Below are 21846 nucleotides of genomic sequence, written 5' to 3'. Positions count from 1 at the left end.
TCTAGATGGATTAACGACCCATATCAATAGTATTATCCCAAATAATATTTGTTTTACGACCATCGAAACCTTGATCTGGTTCAGGAGGTAATTTGCTAGATTTAGATTGACCTACATATGCCCCTGTTTCAGCATCTACAGTAACTACAGTCTTTTTACCATCTTGATGCATTGTCATATAGTATAGAATCTTACCTTCATGAGCTTCGATTTTCCAGCCTTTTACAACTGCATCAGCACCAAGTTGTTGTTTTGCAACGCGTTCAGCTTGAGCAGCTTCGATGACTTTATCTTTATTGAAGATTTCACCGATAACTTTCTTAGGTTTGCCACCTTCATCCATATCAGAAGTATTACCAGTGATAACGTCGATTTTCATCTTATATTGATGATATTTACTATAACCTACTACTTTGTAACCATAGTTCAAATCATTAGAGTTAAGCTCTACAGAATGAAGTGCTGCATTAGGAAAACGGTTTTGGAAAATAGTACCAATTTTACTCATAGTCATAACCATGGATTCCCCTGGCGCACGTTGTACAGAAATATCAGTACTTGTTTCTGGTTTTGTTTTACGTGCATCTGCCACACTAGGTGTAGCAACGGACAATACGCCAACTGCCAATACACCAGTTAATGCCATAGAAATCAACTTTTTATTCATTACATATCCTCCTACTATATACAATGCTTTCACCTATGGTAAAAGCCATCCGTATACTAGAATTACTATAATTTCGTGCTATACGCAACAGCACACAAAACATACATAAATAGATATATTATTTAGACAATATACTATAAACCTTCATTCGATGCAAGTCGATCGTTTACATCAGTCATAAGCAATTTGTAACATGTTGCCACCAAAGGTACGCCAATCAACATGCCAGTGACCCCCATTAAACTACCACCTACGATAACGGCCGCAAACACCCACAAACCAGGTAAACCAACGGAATTACCTACGATTTTAGGATAAATAAAGTTACTTTCAATTTGATGAAGCACCTCTAAGATAATCACATAGATTAATGCATCCATAGGACTAACAGTAAGTAAGATAACTGCGCCTATAACGCCTCCTACATAAATACCTAGCAATGGAACTAATGCAGTAAGACCAATAACACAGGCAATCGTAGTAGCATATTCGATATTAAATGCCCACAATGAAATACCCACCATAATACCTAAAATCAAGGCATCTATAAACTGGCCTACAAAGAAGTTACTAAAAGTTTGAACAGCTACGCGTGTGACATAACTAACACGATTAACCCACTCATCAGATGCATAGGCTTTTAGGATTCGTTTACCTTGCATCATAAGTCGCTCTTTATCGAGCAACATATAAATGGCAAAGATTAAACCTAAACCTATATTCAAAGTCCAAGATAAGGCGGTCCCCATCGCATTAACTAGGTATGTACCACCCTTTGTGCCCAACTCGCGAGTATATTTAACAATACTTTCACCACTCAAGGTATCCATAAGAGTTTGATTGGAGGCCATTGGAATAGTTGATGTAAGATGTTGCATCCATGTTTGGAAATCTGTATACAACTGCGGCGAAGAAGCTACGATAATCGACATAGAATGAATCAATTGTGGAATCGCCATGCGCGCAATGAAATACACGATAGCACTGATAGTAACAAAGGATAATACAAGACTTAAAGGTCGTCTAATTTTATCTTTCCAACCAGTTTTACTCTTAGGCCACAGCCAGCGTTCATAACGCACAACGAGAATATCGAGGACAAATGCGATACAAGCACCTACTATAAGTGGAACAAAAGCAGTAACAATGGCATCAATAGCATTGGCTATATCGCTAATACGGAGCGCCATCATGATCATAACGCCCGCCAATATAATGGCCCCTATAAGCGGTTTGTAATATTTAAATCGTTTCATATATAACCTACTTTACTATACTCACAATGCATACATTACCAAAACTTAATGAACATTGTATGACCTACGATTGTATGCAAGTTTAGTATAACACAAAAGTCCACCTTATCACATGCTCGGTCCCCCGATGAACACGAGAGCATGATAGAAGGTGGACTTATTATATGTCTAATCTAAATTAGATTGAAGATTAGCGGTGAATGTAAACGTCTACACGACGGTTTTCAGCTTTACCTGCTGCAGTAGAGTTAGTTGCTACTGGTTTAGTGTCGCCATTAGCGATACCGATGAAACGATCAGCAGATACGCCGTTGTTTACTAAGTATTGAGCTACGTATTGTACGCGGCGTTCGGACAAGCCAACATTGTATTGAGGAGTTGCATCAGTATCAGCATTACCCAACAATTTGATTTGATCTTGAGAGTATTGGTTAGCAGCGTTTACAGCAGCTGTCAAGTTTGGATATTGGTCTGCACGAGCTACATCTTGGTCGGAATCGAAGTAGATGGATTGTACATAGTAATCCAATTTAGGAGTTTTGTATACAGGAGCTTCTACTACAGGAGCTGGAGCTGGAGTGTATACAGGAGCTGGAGCTGGAGTTGCTACAGGAGCTACTGTTTTGTGACCACCGAAGCGATAGGACAAGCCAACTACAGGACCTTGGAAGGAGATATTTTCCTTATCTGCATGTTTTGTGTTGATATAACGGTAACCAGCGTTGATATCCAAGTCTTCGTTCACTTTGTAGCCTAAACCAGCTTCCCAAGTGGAAGTTTTCTTAGTACCTACACCAGCTTTACCATACACTTCTACTTTAGAGCCAAGGTTAGCTTTACCAATTACACCTGCTTGTGCAATGTTATTAGCTTTAGCGAAGTCATCACCAGAAATATGAGCATAGCCACCATATACAGCGAAGTTTTTGTTCAAGGATTGAACCAAGTTTACTTCGTGCATTTTGTCGCTATAGCCAATGCCACCCAATTTGTCGTTCAAACCATGGTAAGCATATTGAACAGCAGTTTTGTCAGACAAAGCGTATGTCAAACCACCATCAAAGTTCCATTTTGCATCAGCATTGAAATGTTCAGTTTTTGCTTTAGAATGAGCTGCACCAAGATCAACTTGGAATTCGCCTTTGTTGAATTGAGTTTGTGGAGTTGCGCCAGCTACGGATACGCCTACAGCAGCAACTGCCAATAAAGCTAATAATCTTTTGTTCATTATAATTCCCTCCAATAAAAGCCCATAACAATACACAGGGCCTTGGTAATAATATACTTTCATTTTACACAACTTTTCGATAAATTTCAATATCTTTTATGAATTTACCATGAGAATTTCGAAATATATCTATATGTAGATGTTATATATTTTAACTTCATAACCACTACTATCGTTATATTCTAGGAATATACTATGTCTAATCATATGATAGATAAATTTATGCTTTATCCTTTTAAGATATATCTTATATTTATATTAAAGTATCTTTAAGATTAACAGGATAAAGGAAAACGCCTACAGTATATAATGTAGGCGTTTCCTTTTAAATTAGTTTTATATTAAATTAGTCTTCTTTTACAGAGAACCATGCACGATGGAATACGGCTGCAATCGCACCACCTACTAAAGGAGCAACGATGAAGAGCCATACGCCGATGGATACCTTCATGAACTCAAAAGGCATGCGTTCCCTCTCTTAAGGGTATTCATGTTACTCTCATTAGTATAAATATTTTCTAAATTATATCAACGACTTTTTTTCGATATAATTTTACAAAATATTATTCTGTATCCCCTAATTATATATCATGACGTTTCTCACACATTAAATTCTATAGAATATGCTATACTGTTATTATATTTTGTAGAAATTACTATTGTATGTGCAGTTATAGAAGTATGTACAGTTATATAGAAGTATATATAGTTATAAGGAGCTATATAGGAGGAACCATGAGTAAAACAGCTTATATTGTACGTCATATTAACTTTGAAAATGCCGGTATTTTAGAGTCTGTCTTAATAGATCGAGGATTTGAGCTAACATACATTGAAGCGCCCCTTGTCAACTTCGAACACTATGATGCGACAGAAGCTGATTTAGTCATCGTCTGTGGAGCCCCAATTGGCGCATATGACGAACAGCTCTATCCATTCTTAACTGATGAAATCAAATTTATTACAGATCGTATTAATAGTAAAAAGCCATTACTTGGCATCTGTTTAGGTGCCCAACTCATATCCCGTATTATGGGAGGTCACGTAGGTCCTATGAAGCATGGGAAAAAAGAAATTGGATTTGGTCCAATAGAATACACTACTGAAGGCGCCTCCTCCCCATTGGCATTACTAGGCAATGTACCGGTTCTTCACTGGCATGGCGATGAATTTGAAATCCCTAAAGGTGCTGTGAGACTTGCTAAAACAGAGCTATGCCAAAATCAGGCATTCTCCGTAGGCACTCACATTCTAGGCCTACAATTTCATATGGAGGCTGATCCTGCATTTATTGAAAGTTGGCTTGTGGGCCATTGTGCAGAGCTTTCTAACGCAGGTATCGATATTCCTAGACTCAGAGAAGATGCTAAGCATCTACGCCAAGAATTACCAGCTGCAGGAAGAGCAGCATGTATTGCTTGGCTTGAACAAAACCATTTATAAAAGTAAAAACCGCCTTAGTAATACTAAGGCGGTTTTTACTTGTTTCTTATATATATCCCTTACATATATACACGAAATCATGGATTTCAGGTCCGATAACACATTCCCCAATGTGTCATTTTTTCCACATTTCGTATTGTACATCAAACAAATTGAATAAGCAAGAAGTTTTTCATAAACTTTTCATAAATTATTCTATTTTTTTCAATATAGCTAGTAATCCTAAATAAAACTTTGTAGATTCTATCTATATCAAAGCTATATATCGAACAATTTAAATTTTAGATTTTATATGAAAATCCATCACATAAATGATATTCAAAATTAATATTTTGAATACTAATCAGTAAGATTAAACAATTTTATGCTGCCATGTACCTCGAACAAATCGGAAATAGGAACAACATAATCGTAAAGACTGATCGAAGCACAACGATAACCATGCGCCTAAAAGCCCTAAACCTAATGTAATACACAATAGGTATGTAATGATAGGCCGAATAATAGCTACACTAACAAGGGAATATTTCATAATATAATATGTATCTCCTGCCCCTTTTAGCACCCCAGAGTAAACTTGCTGCAATGCTTGAGGGAATGCAGCAATAGCCATAATCCCCATTAAGGCACCAGCTAACGTAACGACTTCACTTTCACGTGTATATAACTGTACCAATAAATCACCAGGGCCAATAAATATGAGTGCACTTACGAGACCTACTACGAGACCAATACGAGCACCAATTTTACCATACATATTCGCAATATCTGGTCGCTTATGTCCAAGGTTTTGCCCCGTATGAGAGGCCCCTGCAAAGCCAAGTCCCATAGCAAAGTAATAGAATATATCCATCAAATTCATACACACATAGTGTGCTGCTAATGGTACCGCCCCTAAGGACGCAACGATCATTGTGTACGTATACATACCAAATCGTTCAAAGAACTGTTCCCCTAATGAACTACCACCTACGTGGAACATAGTGTGCAAAACGGTTCGTTCAAACTTCCACTTTGAAGGATGTCGCAACGTTAATCCTGTAGTAGTATGTTGTGAAATCGTACGCAGTAATAATATAGCAATAACAGCACTACTAATCATTGTCGAAACACCAGCGCCCATGACACCGAGTTCAGGAAAGAAACCAATACCATAAATCAAGAAGAAGTTCATTATAGTATTTAAAATATTACCTACTACATTGGACTTAAAAATAACCTTGGTATTACCATACCCAATAAGAGCGGCCCCTACAATTTGACTAAAAGATTGGAATATTAGACTAATGACAACAAAACGGCCATACCAGACAGCCGTTTCTATATAGCCGTCTTCGGCACCTGTAAAGCGTAAGATATGCTCTAAATTAAAGAAACATATTGCCAATAAAGGTACATAAATCAAGAAATTCAAGAGTATGGATTGCTTAAGAACGGCATTCATACCATCAACTTCACTTTCACCGTGGCGGCGAGCTATAATAGCCGTTACCGCAATCGACAAGGCACGACAGAATATGAGCATCACCATCTCTGGCTGCCCCATAATACCAACTGAGGCAAGTGCGGAGGCACCGAGGGCCCCTACCATGGCTAAATCAATAGCTGTCATAAACTGCAGCATCAAACCTTGTAATGTAGCAGGCCAAGCTATTTTCAAATAATTGCCATACATCTGCTTTGTTGTACCTACAGGACCTAATCGTTCTGTAGCGGGCAACATTGCATCAATGGACAACCATCGTTGTATGCGGTCTAACATAGTAACTCCTATTCATGCAAGATCGTATAAGATTGAGCTATCTATTAGCCCCAATATCTTCTGTATTATATCACAAGAATATATGAAAAGTCATTCATATATTATAATTATATTTAATAATCTATATCAAAATCGCAAAAGAACCTCTTATAGCGTCTGAATATACCCTACCAGGTATTCCAACATATAAGAGGTTCTTTTAATTTTCAGAAAATATTATATCAGTCTATCATACGAAATTAATTATCAATTATCAACCTTTGGATGCCAACAATTGACTAACTGCTGCACGCAAGTCTTCTAAGCCTTGTTTAGTTTCAGCTAGTTCTTGACGTTGACGTTCATTTTCTGCTTCCAACGTATTGAGACGAGCTGCTTGATCCGCGATAACAGTCTTTTGTTCGCTATTTTCTTTCTTGAGACTAGATACTTCATCTTGCATTACATACACAGAGCTAATAGGGCCTGCTTTGTAACGATCAGGAATATTTTTCTTTTCTGGGCTAGAGCCAAATTTGTGAGTTACCCCAGCATTTACCATATTACGGTTTGCACCGAGAGATACGCCAACATTGAACATTGTATCTTCGTTTGTATAATGTGCAAGACCTAAGGCCGCTGCTGTTTCACCACGATAATTGCCTACGCCAGCCATCACTTGAGTTGGTTCCAATGGATCGTATTGGATTGGTTTCAACGCTGCCATTGCTGCTGCATGAGCACCTACACGTTGTACCTCGCCCGCTACTTGACCAATAGCATCGCCAATTCTTGCATTAGATGCTTTCAACTGACTCACATTTACTGCATCAGTATCATCTGTACCAGGTGCAATGCCTTTAAGTTGGTTATTACCATTATTGAGACCATCCTTAGTCAAGGAAATAGGGCCTGCATTAGGATTATTAGGGTTTGCACTGCCTGGTGTAATTGTTATGCCATTACCATCTGTTACAGTCGTGTTACCTGCTGCATCTTTAAATGTAGCAGACTTCATATCCTTGAGTTCTGGATTTACTGCATAACTAATCGTTTTACCTGCTTGGCTAACCATCATATTATTGCCTGCTTTGAAAGTAACTGTTTCATCGGTTTTTACTTTTTCAGCAGTCGCCGTTGGTGTGCTATTAATACCAGAGCCTTCTATACCAACAGTTGCATTCCATCCTGCATTTTCAACGGCAGATTTTACTTGATCTTCAGTAGCTGCACGGCCAGATGTAATATTATTTGGATCCCAAGTTTTGTTAGTTAATCCTGTAACAACACCATCTTTGCCATTTACTGCAACAGGATTATTACCACCTGTAGTAATAATGCCATCTTTACCATCGATACCTACAGTACCAATTGTAGCCTTGCCATCCTTACCATCAAGAGCAATCTTATCGCCAGCTTTTACAGAACCATTTTTGCCATCGATAGCAACTGCATTAGCACCATCACCAGCCTTGATTGTACCAGTTGTACCATCTACAGTAACTGCCTTAGTTAGATCTGTACCCAATGTAACCTTATCATTCAACTTGTTATCATAAATGATATGTCCATCAGCGGCAGTAGTTTTAGTCAATACAATATTGCCTGTAGTACTACCAGCACTTTCACCACCATTAGCAGTCAATTCTGTTTTAGACGCCTTAGACTTAGCCTCTAATTGACGTACATTGACAGCATCGGTATCATCTGTACCATCTGCAATATTAGAAATCTTATTGCCACCATTATCGAGGCCATCCTTAGTTAAGGATACAGGATTTTTACCAGCTGCAGTAATGGTTACACCATCTTTAGTAAGAGCTGTATTATTACCATTGCCATCATCGATAACTGTGCTATCTGCTGTGGAAGTATTTGTTTTTGTACCATCCGTAATCTTAGTGCCATCTGCAGTTGTTGCGGTAGACTTAGTACCATCTGTTACTGTATTACCAGCTGCAGTAGATGTATTGGTTTGAGTACCCGTAGTTTGTGTAATAGAATCACCATTGATAACCGTTGTATTATTACCAGTACCGTTGAAGCTTGCAGAGTTCATATTCACAAGGTCTTTATTCAAGGAATATGTGAAGTCACGCTCATTTTGGTTGATGGTGATATTTTCACCAGCAATCATAGTAACCTTTGCGTCTTTACCTACTTTTGCATCTGTTTTAGTACCAGTTTGTTTACCAGATGTAGCAGCATCTTTATCTGCTGTAATTTGCCATGTTTGGTTAGCTGCAGCATCAGCGACTACTTTCAATTGATCCTCGGTAGCTGCACGGCCAGAAACAGCATTACCATCCCAAGTCGTATTAGCGAGACCTGTTACATGGTTATTTGTACCATCTACTGTAACGCCACCAATATTAGCAGCTTTACCTGTAATAGTACCAGTAGTACCATCTAACGTTACTGCCTTATTACCACCTGTTGTAATTGTATTATTTACACCATCGATAGCTGCACTACCAATAGTAGCTTTACCAGCAGTACCATCAATAACAATGGCATTAGCACCAGTACCAAATGTCAATGTATCATTAAGTTTTACATTGTAAATTGTATGACCATCTGCAGCAGTTGTAGATGTTAATTTTACATTACCAGTTGTTGCGTTAGCCGCTTCATCATCATTAGCAGTAATTTCTGTTTTAGATGCTTTTTTAGCTGCATTAATAGCATCTGCTACATTCTTAGCTGTTGCCACACCATCTGTAGCAGGAGCTGTAACAGTGCCATCTGTGCCGGCTGTAATAGATGCTGTTTTTACGTCATATTTAACAACGCCAGCATCATCAATAGTAGCAGTTGTTAACGTGCCATCTTTAAAGTTCAAGCCATCTGCTAAGGATACTTGTTTTGCAGTACCATCATTTGCTTTATAAGAGAATTTAGTCTTAGTCGCCACTTTAGCGCCATCAATAGTTACCTTGTAGTCCTTAGTTGTGCCATCTGCACTTGGTGTGCCTGTAACAGTCAACGGATTATCCGCATCAGTTGTATCAGTACTTACTGTAACTGCACTTACCGCAGATTTCTTAACCTCTGCTTCAGATACTTTTACAGTTAAGTTTTTACCATCTGCATCAGTTGTTACGTATTTACCGTCACCTTTGATGCCCAATGTATCATCTTTAAGATTTACTACACCGGCAGATGTATTAGTATCGCCAGCAAATTTCAAGTTAATAGCATCAGTGCTTGCTTTAGCAGCCTTGTTGATAGCATCTGCTACATTTTTAGCTGTTGCTAAGCCATCATCACCTGTTACAGATGCTGCACCTGTAGTGGCATTGCTATCGATAGTAGCACGTTTTGTAGACACCTCTACAGTATCACCATTCATCTTCGTAGAAATGAAATCACCAGTAGCACCTTTTACATTGAATGCTACATCACCATCTTTTAAAGATTGGCTAGAGGTTGTGCCACTATCTGCACCAAGGGACACTTTACGGCTCACAGCCGCTGCAGCATCATTGATCTTGGTCTTAGTATCATCATTAATATCAAATGTTACCTTACCATCATTATCTACAGAAGCCTTTGTCATTGTGCCATCTACAAAGTCTAAGCCTTTAGACAATTTAACGGACTTAGCATCTGTATCAGCTGCAGTATTAGCACGGTATGTTAACGTTTGGCTTGCTACAGTATCTTTCAACTGTTTTACATTTACCGCATCAGTATCATCTGTACCTTCTGCAACCTCTTTAATTTTGTTGCCACCAGCGTTGATTTCATCAAGTGTAAATAGGATTGTTTTACCCGCAGAATTTTGGAAGGCCATACCTGTTGCGCCGCCTTCCGCATTATTACCGTCTTCATCACTAAACAAAAGATTTTTAGAGGTAAGTGCAGAATTATTAGAAGCTGTTATCACTTGAACACGATCAAGACCAACTATTGTTCTTTGTTCATTGGGATCTCCAATTGCAGCTCCATTAGAAACGACCACACCATCATGATTAATTAAAGAGTATTCATCAGAACCAGCCAATTTAAACTTAGCACTGCTAGTGCCTCCATCAATTGTAATAGTTTCTACTCCCATTTTGGAGTCTTCAAGGGAAATAGAGCTAAGTTTCTTAAGGTCTTTATTTAACGTAGTAGCAATATTTTTACCAGTTTGTGTAACTGTAATATTGTTATCACCAGTAAAGTCTACAGTATCTCCGCCGGCTACAGTAGTCGGTGTATCACCATTAGTAGATAGTTTCCATGCTGCACCATCTTTAGCTTGGCTAGCAGCTTTATTAATCGCGTCGGCCACGTTCTTAGCTGTTGCTAAACCATCATCACCGGTAACAGAGGCAGTACCTGTAGCATCACTGTTGATAGTGGAACGTTTTGTAGAAACTTCTACAGTGTCGCCATTCATCTTCGTAGAAATGAAGTCACCAGTCGCACCTTTTACATTAAATGCTACATCGCCATCTTTTAAGGATTGACTAGATGCTGTGCCGCTATCTGCACCAAGAGAAATATTACGAGCAACTGCAACGGAAGAGTTATCTACTTTAGTTTTAGTATCTGCATCTAAACCAACTGTAACAGTTTGACCATTTACAGTGGCTGTCACACCATTTGTACCAGCCACATTAAGTTTTTGGTTTTTAAGATCAATAGTACCGTTATTTGTACCATCTGTAATATTTAAGTTTTGAGACAAGTTAGCAACAGCTTGCTTAACATCACCAATATTTGCTGCATTGGAATCAGTTGTACCACCACTAGCAACATTAGTAATTGTTTTGTTACCACCGTTGATACCATCAGTTTTATCAATGGAGATACCACCTACAGTTACTTTATCTGTTGTGATACCAGTACCTGTAATTGCAGTCGTACCATTTGTTAAGCCAGATGTATTCATTACTGTGTTACCAGCAGTAATAGAATCTACTGTAAGATCTTTCTTTGTGGCTACAGTGATTTTCTTTTTATCTGTACCATCTTGAGTGATTAAAATATTATCGCCATTGATAAGATCTACAGTGTCACCGCCTTGAACAGTTGTTTTATCTGTTGTGCTGGAATTTGTTGTAAGATTCCATGCCGCACCGGCTTTAGCTGCATCAGCTGCTTTATTGATAGCATCGGCTACATTTTTAGATGTTGCTAAACCATCATCACCGGTTACAGATGCTGCACCTGTATTAGCATCGCTAGTAATTGCCGCACGTTTAGTGGAAATTTCAACAGTGTTACCATTCATCTTCGTAGATACTAAGTCACCTGTCGCACCTTTCACATTAAATGCTACATCACCATCTTTTAAGGATTGGCTAGATGCTGTGCCGCTATCTGCACCAAGAGAGATGTTACGAGCTACTGCTGTGGACGCATTATCTACTTTAGTTTTGGTAGTTGCATCAAGACCTACTGTAACAGTTTGGCCATTTACAGTTGTAGACACACCATTTGTACCGGAAACAGTAAGTTTTTGATTTTTAAGATTTACAGTACCGTCTGTAGCACCATCAGAAACAGTAAGGTTTTGAGACAAACCATCTACAGCTTTATTGATAGAGTCCGCTACATTTTTAGCAGTCGCTAAACCATCTGTAGGGCTATTTACTTTAGCTTTACCATCAGCATCATTAGTAATCGTTTCAGTGGCAGTAGAAATAGTTACATTCCCATTTGTACCTACCGTAGCTTTTGTAAAAGTACCATCTGTAAAGTTTAAGCCATTTGCTAAGGACACTCTGTTTGCATTGGCACCATTAGCTTTGTATGTTAATTGCGTTTGATTAGCTAGCTTTGTAGTATCGATACCAATAGCATAATCCTTGGAGTTAGTACCTGCTGTTGGTGTAATTGTAATAGGATTATCTGTCGTATTAGCCTTGCTAACAGTTACTGCGCCTACAGCTAAATCTTTTACTTTAGCAGAATCAACAGCTATTTGTACACCTGTAGTAGAAGCCTTAGTAGTAACTAGATCGCCATCACCAGCTACTTTAAAGGTCGCATCACCGTCTTTAAGATACTTAAGACCTGTAGATCCTGTATCACCAGTTAAACCAATACCTTTAGTCGTAGCATTTACCGTACTCTTGTCTAGACCAACAACAAGACTACCATTATTCGTACCCAATAAATCAGTTCTAATACCATTAGCACCGATTACTTTAAGTGGACTTTCACTAAGCTTAACAGTACCCGTTTTAGAATTTGTATCTAGTTTTAATGTAACAGCATCTACAGCATTCTTTACATCTGTAATGTTCGCTGCATTAGTACCTATATTACCACCGCTAGAAACGTTGGTAATTTGTTGACCCCCTGCACTAATAGCATCTGTACCAAACTTGACAGTTCTTGTACCATTTTTTGCAGTTAACCCATCACCAGAAATGGTCACATTTTTAGCACTAGAGGGTAACCCCATTTGTAGTGTTGTATTACTTAATACATTATTGCCTGCTTTAAATGAATCGCCAGCAAATGATCTACCTGTTACAGCACCGTTTGAACCATCTAGAGTAATTTGATTACCACCAGAAGAAACCGTAACAGATCTATTAGCTTTCACAGTATCTACAGTAATCGCCTTATTCAAAGAAGTAGTAATTTTTTTGCCACTACGAGTTACTGTAATATTGTTGTCCCCACCAAAGATTACAGTATCTGATTTATTGATTACTTCAGGAGCTGTAGAAGTATTGTCAGCAGCTAATTTCCAATGATATGCATTGGCAGAAATAGCTTTATTGATAGCATCTGCTACATTTCTAGAATCAGCCATGCCTGCAGCATTTGCAGAAGCTTGACCATTTGTGACATTAATATTTTGTGTTTTACCGGAAATTGTAAGATTTTGACCATTGGCAGCTGTTGTAATATATATATTATCGCCCTTAAGTCCTAATGTACTATTTGCAATATTCACATTGCCAGTATTTACATTACCAGAGAACGCAAGGTTAACACTCTTTAATTGGGCTACGTTAACTGCATCTGTATCTCTTATACCCGCTGCGAGGCCTGTAAGTTGACGTGTTACAGTACTACCATTACCAATAGAAACAGCACCTGTTGTACTAGTAAGTACATTGCCATTCAAACCAGAATAAACATCTGTACGGTTTGTATTAGGATTATAACCCTTATTAGCAGTACCGCCTGCTACATCAGCAACGGAATCACGACCTAAAGCAACACCACCATCAACACTAGCTCTAGAATCAGGCCCAATAGCAACAGATTTAACTGCACTTGCATTAGATCCAGTACCAATAGCAATAGAATGTTGAGATGTGGAGTTAACGCGACTACCTATGGCAATTGATTCTAGACCATTAGCTGTCGTTGCGGAGCCGATTGCAAGAGCTCTATTGCCTGTAGCTTTCGTTGGAGTAGATCCATATGAACCAATGGCAATTGTTCCTTCACTATTAGCATTAGCACTACCGCCTAACGCCACAGAATTATCACCATCAGCCGTTACTTTCATCCCTATAGCAACACTATTAAATTTATTAGCCTTAGCAGCTTGACCAACTGCAACACCGCCTAACTCAGACGTAGTTCCATTAGTACCCACAGCAACACCATTGGCACCTTTTGAGGTAGTAAAAGTACCGATGGCTATACCATTCTCGCCTGTGACAGAACTGTTTCTACCAATAGCAATACTGTTATCCGCAGTGGAAGAACTATATCCACCAATAGCAACACCATACTGATTAGTTGCATTGGCTAACATACCGATACCAACACCACCAACTCCTCCACTTTTTGCTCTAGAGCCCAATGCAGTAGAAGACGCACCAGATGCTACAGTACCATGGCCAAATGCAGTGGCATCATTATTAGATGCAGTGGCATCAGCGCCTAAAGCACTAGCATAACCACCTGTAGCCTTAGCATCACTACCAACTGCTACAGCAGCATCTTCAGACGCAACAGATTTAGACCCTAACGCAGTTGCTTTACCAGAGGTAGCTTGAGCTAATAAGCCTAATGCAACTGTAGATTGACCTGTTGCATGAGCACCAGCCCCCACCGCTGTAGCAGGTAGTGCAGGATCTATTTCTGCTGCATTTGCTACACTATAATAACCGATTGCAATGGATTGGTGGCTTTCAGAACTAGCAAAATTACCAATAGCTAGACCATTAGTTTTACCATTGGTTACTCTACCATCTGCAAGAGCTCTAGATGGTTGATCGCCCGCTGCCGCTGCAACATCAATTACGCCTGCAGTTTGAATAGCTAAGGCAGCTAAAATACTTGCTACTACGATTTTCTTTTTCCCTGTTTTATTTTTTGCCATTTCAGATACTACAACGTAGCACTGTTTAGACTTAGACCAAATGACTTTAAATATCTTATTCATACATTTTCCTTCTTTAAATTACTAACCCTCAACTATATGAATCATATGTTCCACACTTCTCTCAGTCTGGAAATAATGAAAGCTACACAGACTTTCATTTATAAAACCTATCTTTAATTTTACCATAATTCATCTAATTTTCTCAATTTAAAAGTATATTTTTTGGATATTTACTATTATCTCAATTATGCATAGAGTATGCTTAAACACGCAGTATCATCATAATTCATTTATAATTCACCTTAATAAATTGCATATTATATGAATTTTTATGCTCCTAATTGAGAATGAAAAGAATATTAGATTTCATTACAAAATTAATCACCGTCTAAAAATATTCATAAATTATTCCTTATATACAGTTTTATCGATAATTTTATTAATCATTAAATTAGAATTTTCAGGCTATTTTATTTTACAGATATAGCTTTAATAAACTATTTTTATTTTTGTACTAAAAAGAGCCCCCTCTTTCGAGGAAGGCTCTTTCTAATTTTACATATCCATTCACGGGATATACATAGTTCTAACTATATGTACAATATGATTATGCTTTATTTGCCAACAATTGGTTAACTGCTGCTTTCAACGCATCAATTTCAGATTGTTGTTGTTCAAGCTTGGATTTGTACTCTTCATTTTGGGAACGCAAGTGACTTACTTCATCTTGCATTACGTAGATAGAGCTGATAGGACCAGCTTTATAACGTTCTGGAATCGCATCTTTTCTATCACGGCTACCACCGAATTTGTGAGTTACACCAGCATTAATCATGTTATGGCTAGAACCAAGTGTAACACCAATATTGAACATAGTATCTTCAGTTTTGTAATGGGCAAGACCAATTGCACCAGCTGTTTCACCACGGTAGTTACCAATACCAGCCATGATTTGTGTTGGTTCCAATGGATCGTATTGGATTGGTTTCAACGCTGCCATAGCTGCCGCATGAGCACCAACACGTTGTGTTTCAACGCCTACATTGTTAATAGCTTGTTGTAAACCAGCTTTAGTTTCTTTCAATTGGCTTACGTTTACTGCATCTGTATCAGCTGTACCAGGTGCTACGCCATGAATTTGGTTGCCACCATTGTTCAAGCCATCTACAGTAAGGGATACAGGGCTAGCTGCAGAGTTTGCAGGATTGATAGTCATGCCTGCACCATTAACTGTTGTAGCGTTACCAGCTGCATCTTTTACAGTTGTACCAGCAGGAGTGATCTTAGTGGATGGACCATTTTCATCGCCTACAGTTACACTGTTAAGACCTTTCACGTCTTTAGCTAGGCTATATGTGAAAGTAGTACCGTCTTGTTTAACTTCAAGATTATCACCGGCTTGGAATTTAACAGTATCGCCGCCTTGTACTTTTTCAACAGTACCGCCAGCTGCAGTTACATTCCATGCAGATAGATCTTTAACTTGTTGTTTACCAGCAGGTGTTAAGTTGCTCAAGTCTTGGTTTGCTGCATTATCGATTTTAGCTTTTGTTGCATCATCGATTTTAACAGTTACATCTTCACCATTAGCTACCGTTGTTAAGCCGTTTTCGCCTTTGATGTTAAATTTCACATCGCCTGTGCTCAAGGATTTTTCATCAGTAGAACCAGTGTTACCACCTAAGGAAATCTTACGACCGATTGCTTCTGTATTTTTATCGATTTGAGCTTTGTTTGCTGCAATATCACCAGCATTTTTAGTGATGTTAGCTTTGTTTGCTTCTACTTGGTCATCAACGGCTTTCAATTGATCTTCAGTTGCTGCACGACCACTTACAGGTTGTGTTTGACCTGGTACCCAAGTTTTATTAGTCAAGCCTGTTACTTCTGGAGTTTCTACACCATCAGTTGCTTTTACTTTTGGAGCTGTAATTGTATCATTTGCAGTTACAGTATCGAAAGTAACATCTTTCTTAGTAGCAATTGTGAAGTCTTTACCATTTTGAGTAATGGAGATGTTATCACCATCGATAAATTTAACGGTATTACCACCTTCAACTTTTTCAGCAGTACCATTGTTAGCCACTACATTCCATGCGGATAAATCTTTAACTTGTTGTTTACCAGCATCTGTTAAGTTGCTCAAATCAGTATTTGCTGCATTGTTGATTTTGTTTGCAGTATCATCATCTAACTTAACAGTTACATCGTCGCCATTAGCTTCAGTAACGATACCGTTTTGCCCTTTAATATTGAATTTCACATCGCCTGTGCTCAAGGATTTTTCATCAGTAGAACCAGTGTTACCACCTAAGGAGATTTTACGAGCGATTGCTGTTGTATTTTTATCAATTTGTTCTTTATTTGCTGCAATATTATCTTTGTTAGCTTTAATAGCATCAGCATTCTTAGTGATGTTAGCTTTATTTGCTGTTACTTGATCATCAACGGCTTTCAATTGATCTTCAGTGGCTGCACGACCAGATACAGGTGTTGTTTGACCTGGTACCCAAGTAGTATTTGTTAAACCACTCACTTCTGGAGCTGTAATTTTTTGGTTTGCTGTAACGTTATCGAAGGTTACATCTTTCTTTGTGGCAACAGTGAACTCTTTACCATTTTGTGTAATGGAAACATTATCACCATCGATGAATTTAACTGTATCGCCACCTTGAACCTTTTCAGCAGTAGCATTGTTAGCTACTACATTCCAAGCTGCTAAATCTTTAACTTGTTGTTTACCAGCTGGAGTTAAATTGCTCAAATCTTTGTTTGCTGCATTATCGATTTTATCTTTTGTAGCATCATCCAATTTAACAGTTACATCTACTCCATTAGCTGCAGTAGTAATGCCATTTTCACCTTTAATATTGAACTTCACATCACCTGTGCTCAAAGATTTTTCATCTGTATCACCATCATCACTGCCTAAGGAGATTTTACGAGCAATAGCTGTTGTATTTTGGTCGATTTTATCTTTGTTTGCAGCAATTTCTCTTGCATTGTTTGCAATATCGCCAGCATTTTTATTGATAGCAGTTTTGTTATCAGCAATATCACCAGCATTTTTAGCAATATTTGTTTTGTTTGTTGCAATATCACCAGCATTTTGAGTGATATTGTCTTTATTAGCTTTAACTTGATCATCTACAGCTTTCAATTGGTCTTCAGTTGCTGCACGACCAGATGTAATGTTATTTGGATCCCAAGTTTTATTAGTTAAACCAGTTACTTGAGGCGTTTCCACACCAGTTGTAGCTTTAACTTTTGGAGCTGTAATAGTGTCGTTAGCCGTTACCGTATTGAATGTTACATCTGGCTTAGTAGCGAATGTGAAATCTTTACCAGATTGAGTAATGAGAATGTTATCACCATTAATGTATTTAACAGTGTCGCCACCTAACACTTTTTCTGCAGTACCATTATTAGCAACTACATTCCAAGCCGCTAAATCTTTAACTTGCTTTTTACCATCTGGAGTCAAATTGCTCAAATCTTTGTCAGCAGCGTTATCGATTTTATTTTTAGTATCTGTATCAAGTTTAACTGTTACATCATTACCGGAAGCGGTTGTAGTAATACCATCTTCACCTTTAATAGTGAAGTCTACATCATCAGCGCTTAAGGATTTCTTAGTTGTAGTACCAGTATTACCATTTAAGAAAATTTTACGAGCAATAGCTGTTGTATTTTTATCGATTGCTGTTTTATTATCAGCAATATTTTGTTTATTAGTAGCTACTTGATTATCAACTGCTTTCAATTGATCTTCTGTTGCTGCACGACCAGATACTGGTTGTGTTTGACCTGGAGTCCAAGTTGTATTAGTCAAGCCTGTTACTTGCGGTGTTTCTACACCAGTTGTAGCTTTCACTTTAGGAGCTGTGATAGCTTGGTTTGCAGTTACATTATCGAATGTTACATCTTTCTTAGTGGAGATTGTGAAATCTTTACCGGATTGAGTAATTTCAACATTATCACCATCGATAAACTTAACTGTGTCGCCACCTTTAACATTTTCAGCAGTACCACTGTTAGCCACAACTTTCCAAGCCGCTAAATCTTTTACTTTTTGCTCACCAGCTGGGTTCAAGTTGCTCAAGTTTTTATCAGCAGCATTATCGATTGTGTCTTTAGTAGTATCATCAAGTTTAACAGTTACATCATCGCCAGAAGCAACCGTAGTTAAACCATTAGCACCTTTAACATTGAATTTTACATCGCCTGCGCTCAAAGATTTCTCTGCAGTAGAACCACTATTACCACCTAAGGAAATTTTACGAGCAATTGCAGTTTTGTTAGCTTCTGCTTTATCGTCTGTTTTCTTCAATTGAGAAACATTGACAGCATCTTTGTCAGCTACACCATCAGCTACATTAGTAACCTTCATGTCGCCTGCATTGATGCCTGTGTTGCCATCAATTTTTACAGTTGGATTGCCTGTAGCATTATTGAAAGATGCACTGTTCAATCCAGTAAGATCTTTTTTCAAAGCTAAAGAAATATTTTTATCGTTTCTTGCAACAGTAATGTTATCGTCGCCAGAGAAATCTACTTTATTACCTTTTTCAACTGTAGCTGTTGTCGCTTCACCATTAGCAGATAAATTCCAGCTAGAAGAACTATTAGCAACTGCTTGATTAATTGCATCAGCTACGTTTTGAGCATCTGCCATACCTGCAGTTGCAGAAGCAACACCATTAGTTACAGTAATATCTTGTTTTTTACCAGCAATAGTAATTTTCTTACCATTAGCTGTAGTTGTGATATATGTATTATCACCGTTAACAGCTAATTTACTATTTGCTAAATTCACATCGCCACTGCCAGTGTCGCCTGTGAAAGCAAGGTTCACACTCTTCAATTGTGCTACGTTTACTGCATCAGTATCGGCTGTACCAGCAGCTACATAGTTAATTTGACGAGTTTGATTTGTTGTACCTACTGCAACGCCACCCAATGTAGATGTTAAAGTTGCACCAGTTAAGTTAGCATATGTATCAGTACGACCAGTATTAGCATTATAACCTGCTACACCAGCTGCAGTACTAGCAACAGACTTAGAACCTATTGCAACACCATCAGCAGTTGTAGCACTAGCACCATTACCGATAGCAATACCATTATTCTCTGATACTGAGCTTTTTCTACCAATAGCAATACCATTATCTGCAGTGGAAGAGCTTTCTCCGCCAATAGCAACACCATAATCTTTAGTTGCATTGGCTAACAAACCGATACCAACACCTGCAGTTCCACCGGTCTTTGCTCTGGATCCCAATGCAGTAGAGGATGCACCAGATGCAGCAGTACCATGACCAATTGCAGTAGATTCAATATTGGAAGCTATCGCATCAGCCCCCAAAGCACTGGCATTGCCATCTGTTGCCTTAGCACCATGACCAACTGCCACAGTATCATCCTCGGACGCAATGGAGTTAGCACCTACCGCTGTAGCATTTGCCGATGTAGCTTGTGCTGATAACCCCAATGCAACTGTCGATCGACCTGTTGTATTAGCACCATCACCAATAGCTAGAGAGCTTGTTGCAGCCTTATCTGTAGATGCATTAGGACCAATAGCAATAGAGTTATTAGCTTTTGCACCAGTGTTGTCTTTATTAGGATTATCATTAGAATTAATAGATACATATTTATGTGAAAGTTGATTTGCGATAGCAGCTAACTGAGAGCCATTGATAGCATCTGTAGAGTGTTCACTTACCTCACCAGGCGCCACGTTTTTCAGCTGACGTTCATAGCCTGCAGAACCGAAGGATACAACGTCACCAGGTAAAGTGTTATTGCCACCTTCCCAAGCAGCCACAACACCACTTGGCAATGTATAGCTAGTTTGTTTTGTACCAGCAATATCTGTAGTAGAACCGCCACCTAAGGCAACAGAGTTATCTCGATTTGCTTTAGCGCCTGTACCGATAGCAACTGCATTCGTTACATCTGTAGTACCGGAAAGACGATTTTTTGCATCAGCAGCCGTACCGATAGCAATACTTGCATTACCAGAGTGAGCTTTCATACCAAGTGTAACACTTGCATGACCAGCATCTGCAGTAGTCCATCTAGGGCTCCCTAAATTTACACCTGTTAATTGTTGCACTGCTGTTTGTAAGTTTGCAGATACAACATTACCAGTTCTAATATCTGTGTAATCAACCGTTCTACTATTTGCATTATCTGTATCATCGCCACCAATAACAATAGATGCGTCACCTTTAGCATATGTATTACCACCGATAGCAATACTTTGGTCGCCCTCTACAATAGCACCGTCATTGTCAGCAGCACCACCACCAATAGCAATCCCTTGTTTACTATTTTTAACCTTTGCATTTGTACCAATCGCAATCGTAGTATTACCCACAGCAGATGCTTTCGAACCAACGGCAACACTGGCCGTACTTAATGCGGCACCACTACTAGTAGAATATGCTCCGTTACCAATAGCAATACTTTCGTTACTTTCAGCATTTGCACCAGTACCGATTACAACAACATTGTTTTTATTAGCCGTTGCATCTTTACCTAAACCAACTGCATTTAAACCTGTAACACTAGCACCGGAACCAAATGCAACTGCAGTCGCATTGCTACCACTAGGCACATCATTTACAGCCAATGCCACATTAGCATTTGTCATGGCCAATGCTGCAAAGATACCAGCCACAACAATTTTCTTTTTACCGCTATTGTTTTTAGCGAATTCAGATACTACTACGTAGCAATTTTTGGATTTGTTCCAAACCACTTTAAAAATCTTGTTCATTCATTTCTCCTTTAAACTACTATAAAGCTCTCAAACTTCTATATAACAAATAATCTCAATTTCAAGTTTTTCGATATAGTTAGTATACCAAATTTTTCGATATGCTTGCAACCCCTTTTCACTAATATTTCATTTTTGGAATAGCTATTGCAAATACAGCAATAACGGGAGTTCTTTAAACCCCTTATAAAACAAAACCTAATAATTGGGGTGATTTTATACCATAATTTAGAAGAGAAGATGAATTTAAACTCACATTTTAACTTTTTCCATATAAATATAATTGATAAATTATAAAAATAATTGTCAAAACGCCTTATATAGCTACACTCTAATAACCCCACCTGTTTTACAGCACTATATTTCATTAAATTTTTATAAATTAATATTTCAGTCAAATTGAGATACATTGGCAGGCAAAAACAAAAATAACG

The 21846-nt window shown here is 38.4% G+C and carries 7 protein-coding genes; 1 reads left to right on the top strand and 6 read right to left on the bottom strand.

The annotated features are described in order from the left end of the window. Positions 1-10: 10 nt before the first annotated feature. The 3 genes from VEIS1202513_RS02245 to VEIS1202513_RS02235 all read right to left on the bottom strand — a co-directional run bounded on the left by VEIS1202513_RS02245 (position 11) and on the right by VEIS1202513_RS02235 (position 3151). A complete protein-coding gene (locus tag VEIS1202513_RS02245; protein ID WP_024065438.1) occupies positions 11-667 on the bottom strand; it encodes a hypothetical protein in 657 nt (218 codons plus the stop codon). 134 nt (positions 668-801) lie between these two features. Continuing rightward, positions 802-1923 carry an AI-2E family transporter gene (locus tag VEIS1202513_RS02240; protein ID WP_213467727.1) on the bottom strand — a complete coding sequence of 374 codons (1122 nt, stop codon included), beginning with the start codon at positions 1921-1923 and terminating at the stop codon, positions 802-804. Positions 1924-2113: 190 nt separating this feature from the next. After that, complete coding sequence (locus VEIS1202513_RS02235) at positions 2114-3151, bottom strand: OmpA family protein (protein ID WP_156719676.1); 1038 nt, start codon at positions 3149-3151, stop codon at positions 2114-2116. Between the two features lie 735 nt (positions 3152-3886). Between VEIS1202513_RS02235 and VEIS1202513_RS02230 the strand changes: the two genes are divergently transcribed. After that, positions 3887-4594: a glutamine amidotransferase gene (locus VEIS1202513_RS02230; RefSeq protein ID WP_213467726.1), complete on the top strand. Its 708-nt coding sequence runs from the start codon at positions 3887-3889 to the stop codon at positions 4592-4594. A gap of 352 nt (positions 4595-4946) precedes the next feature. Here VEIS1202513_RS02230 and VEIS1202513_RS02225 read toward each other — a convergent pair whose 3' ends face one another. From VEIS1202513_RS02225 to VEIS1202513_RS02215, 3 genes are all read right to left on the bottom strand, one after another. After that, the gene (locus tag VEIS1202513_RS02225; protein ID WP_005388015.1) at positions 4947-6356 is read right to left on the bottom strand and encodes an MATE family efflux transporter; all 1410 of its coding nucleotides are present in this window, start codon (positions 6354-6356) and stop codon (positions 4947-4949) included. 253 nt (positions 6357-6609) lie between these two features. Then, positions 6610-14688, bottom strand: a complete 8079-nt coding sequence (locus VEIS1202513_RS02220; RefSeq protein WP_213467725.1) for an ESPR-type extended signal peptide-containing protein — start codon at positions 14686-14688, stop codon at positions 6610-6612. Positions 14689-15235: 547 nt separating this feature from the next. After that, positions 15236-21412: an ESPR-type extended signal peptide-containing protein gene (locus tag VEIS1202513_RS02215; protein WP_213467724.1), complete on the bottom strand. Its 6177-nt coding sequence runs from the start codon at positions 21410-21412 to the stop codon at positions 15236-15238. Positions 21413-21846 lie beyond the last annotated feature (434 nt).

The organism is Veillonella orientalis (assembly GCF_018406505.1).
GTDB lineage: Bacteria > Bacillota > Negativicutes > Veillonellales > Veillonellaceae > Veillonella > Veillonella nakazawae.
Note: the sequence above shows the minus strand (reverse complement) of the source record. Positions and strands in the feature narration are given on the sequence as shown.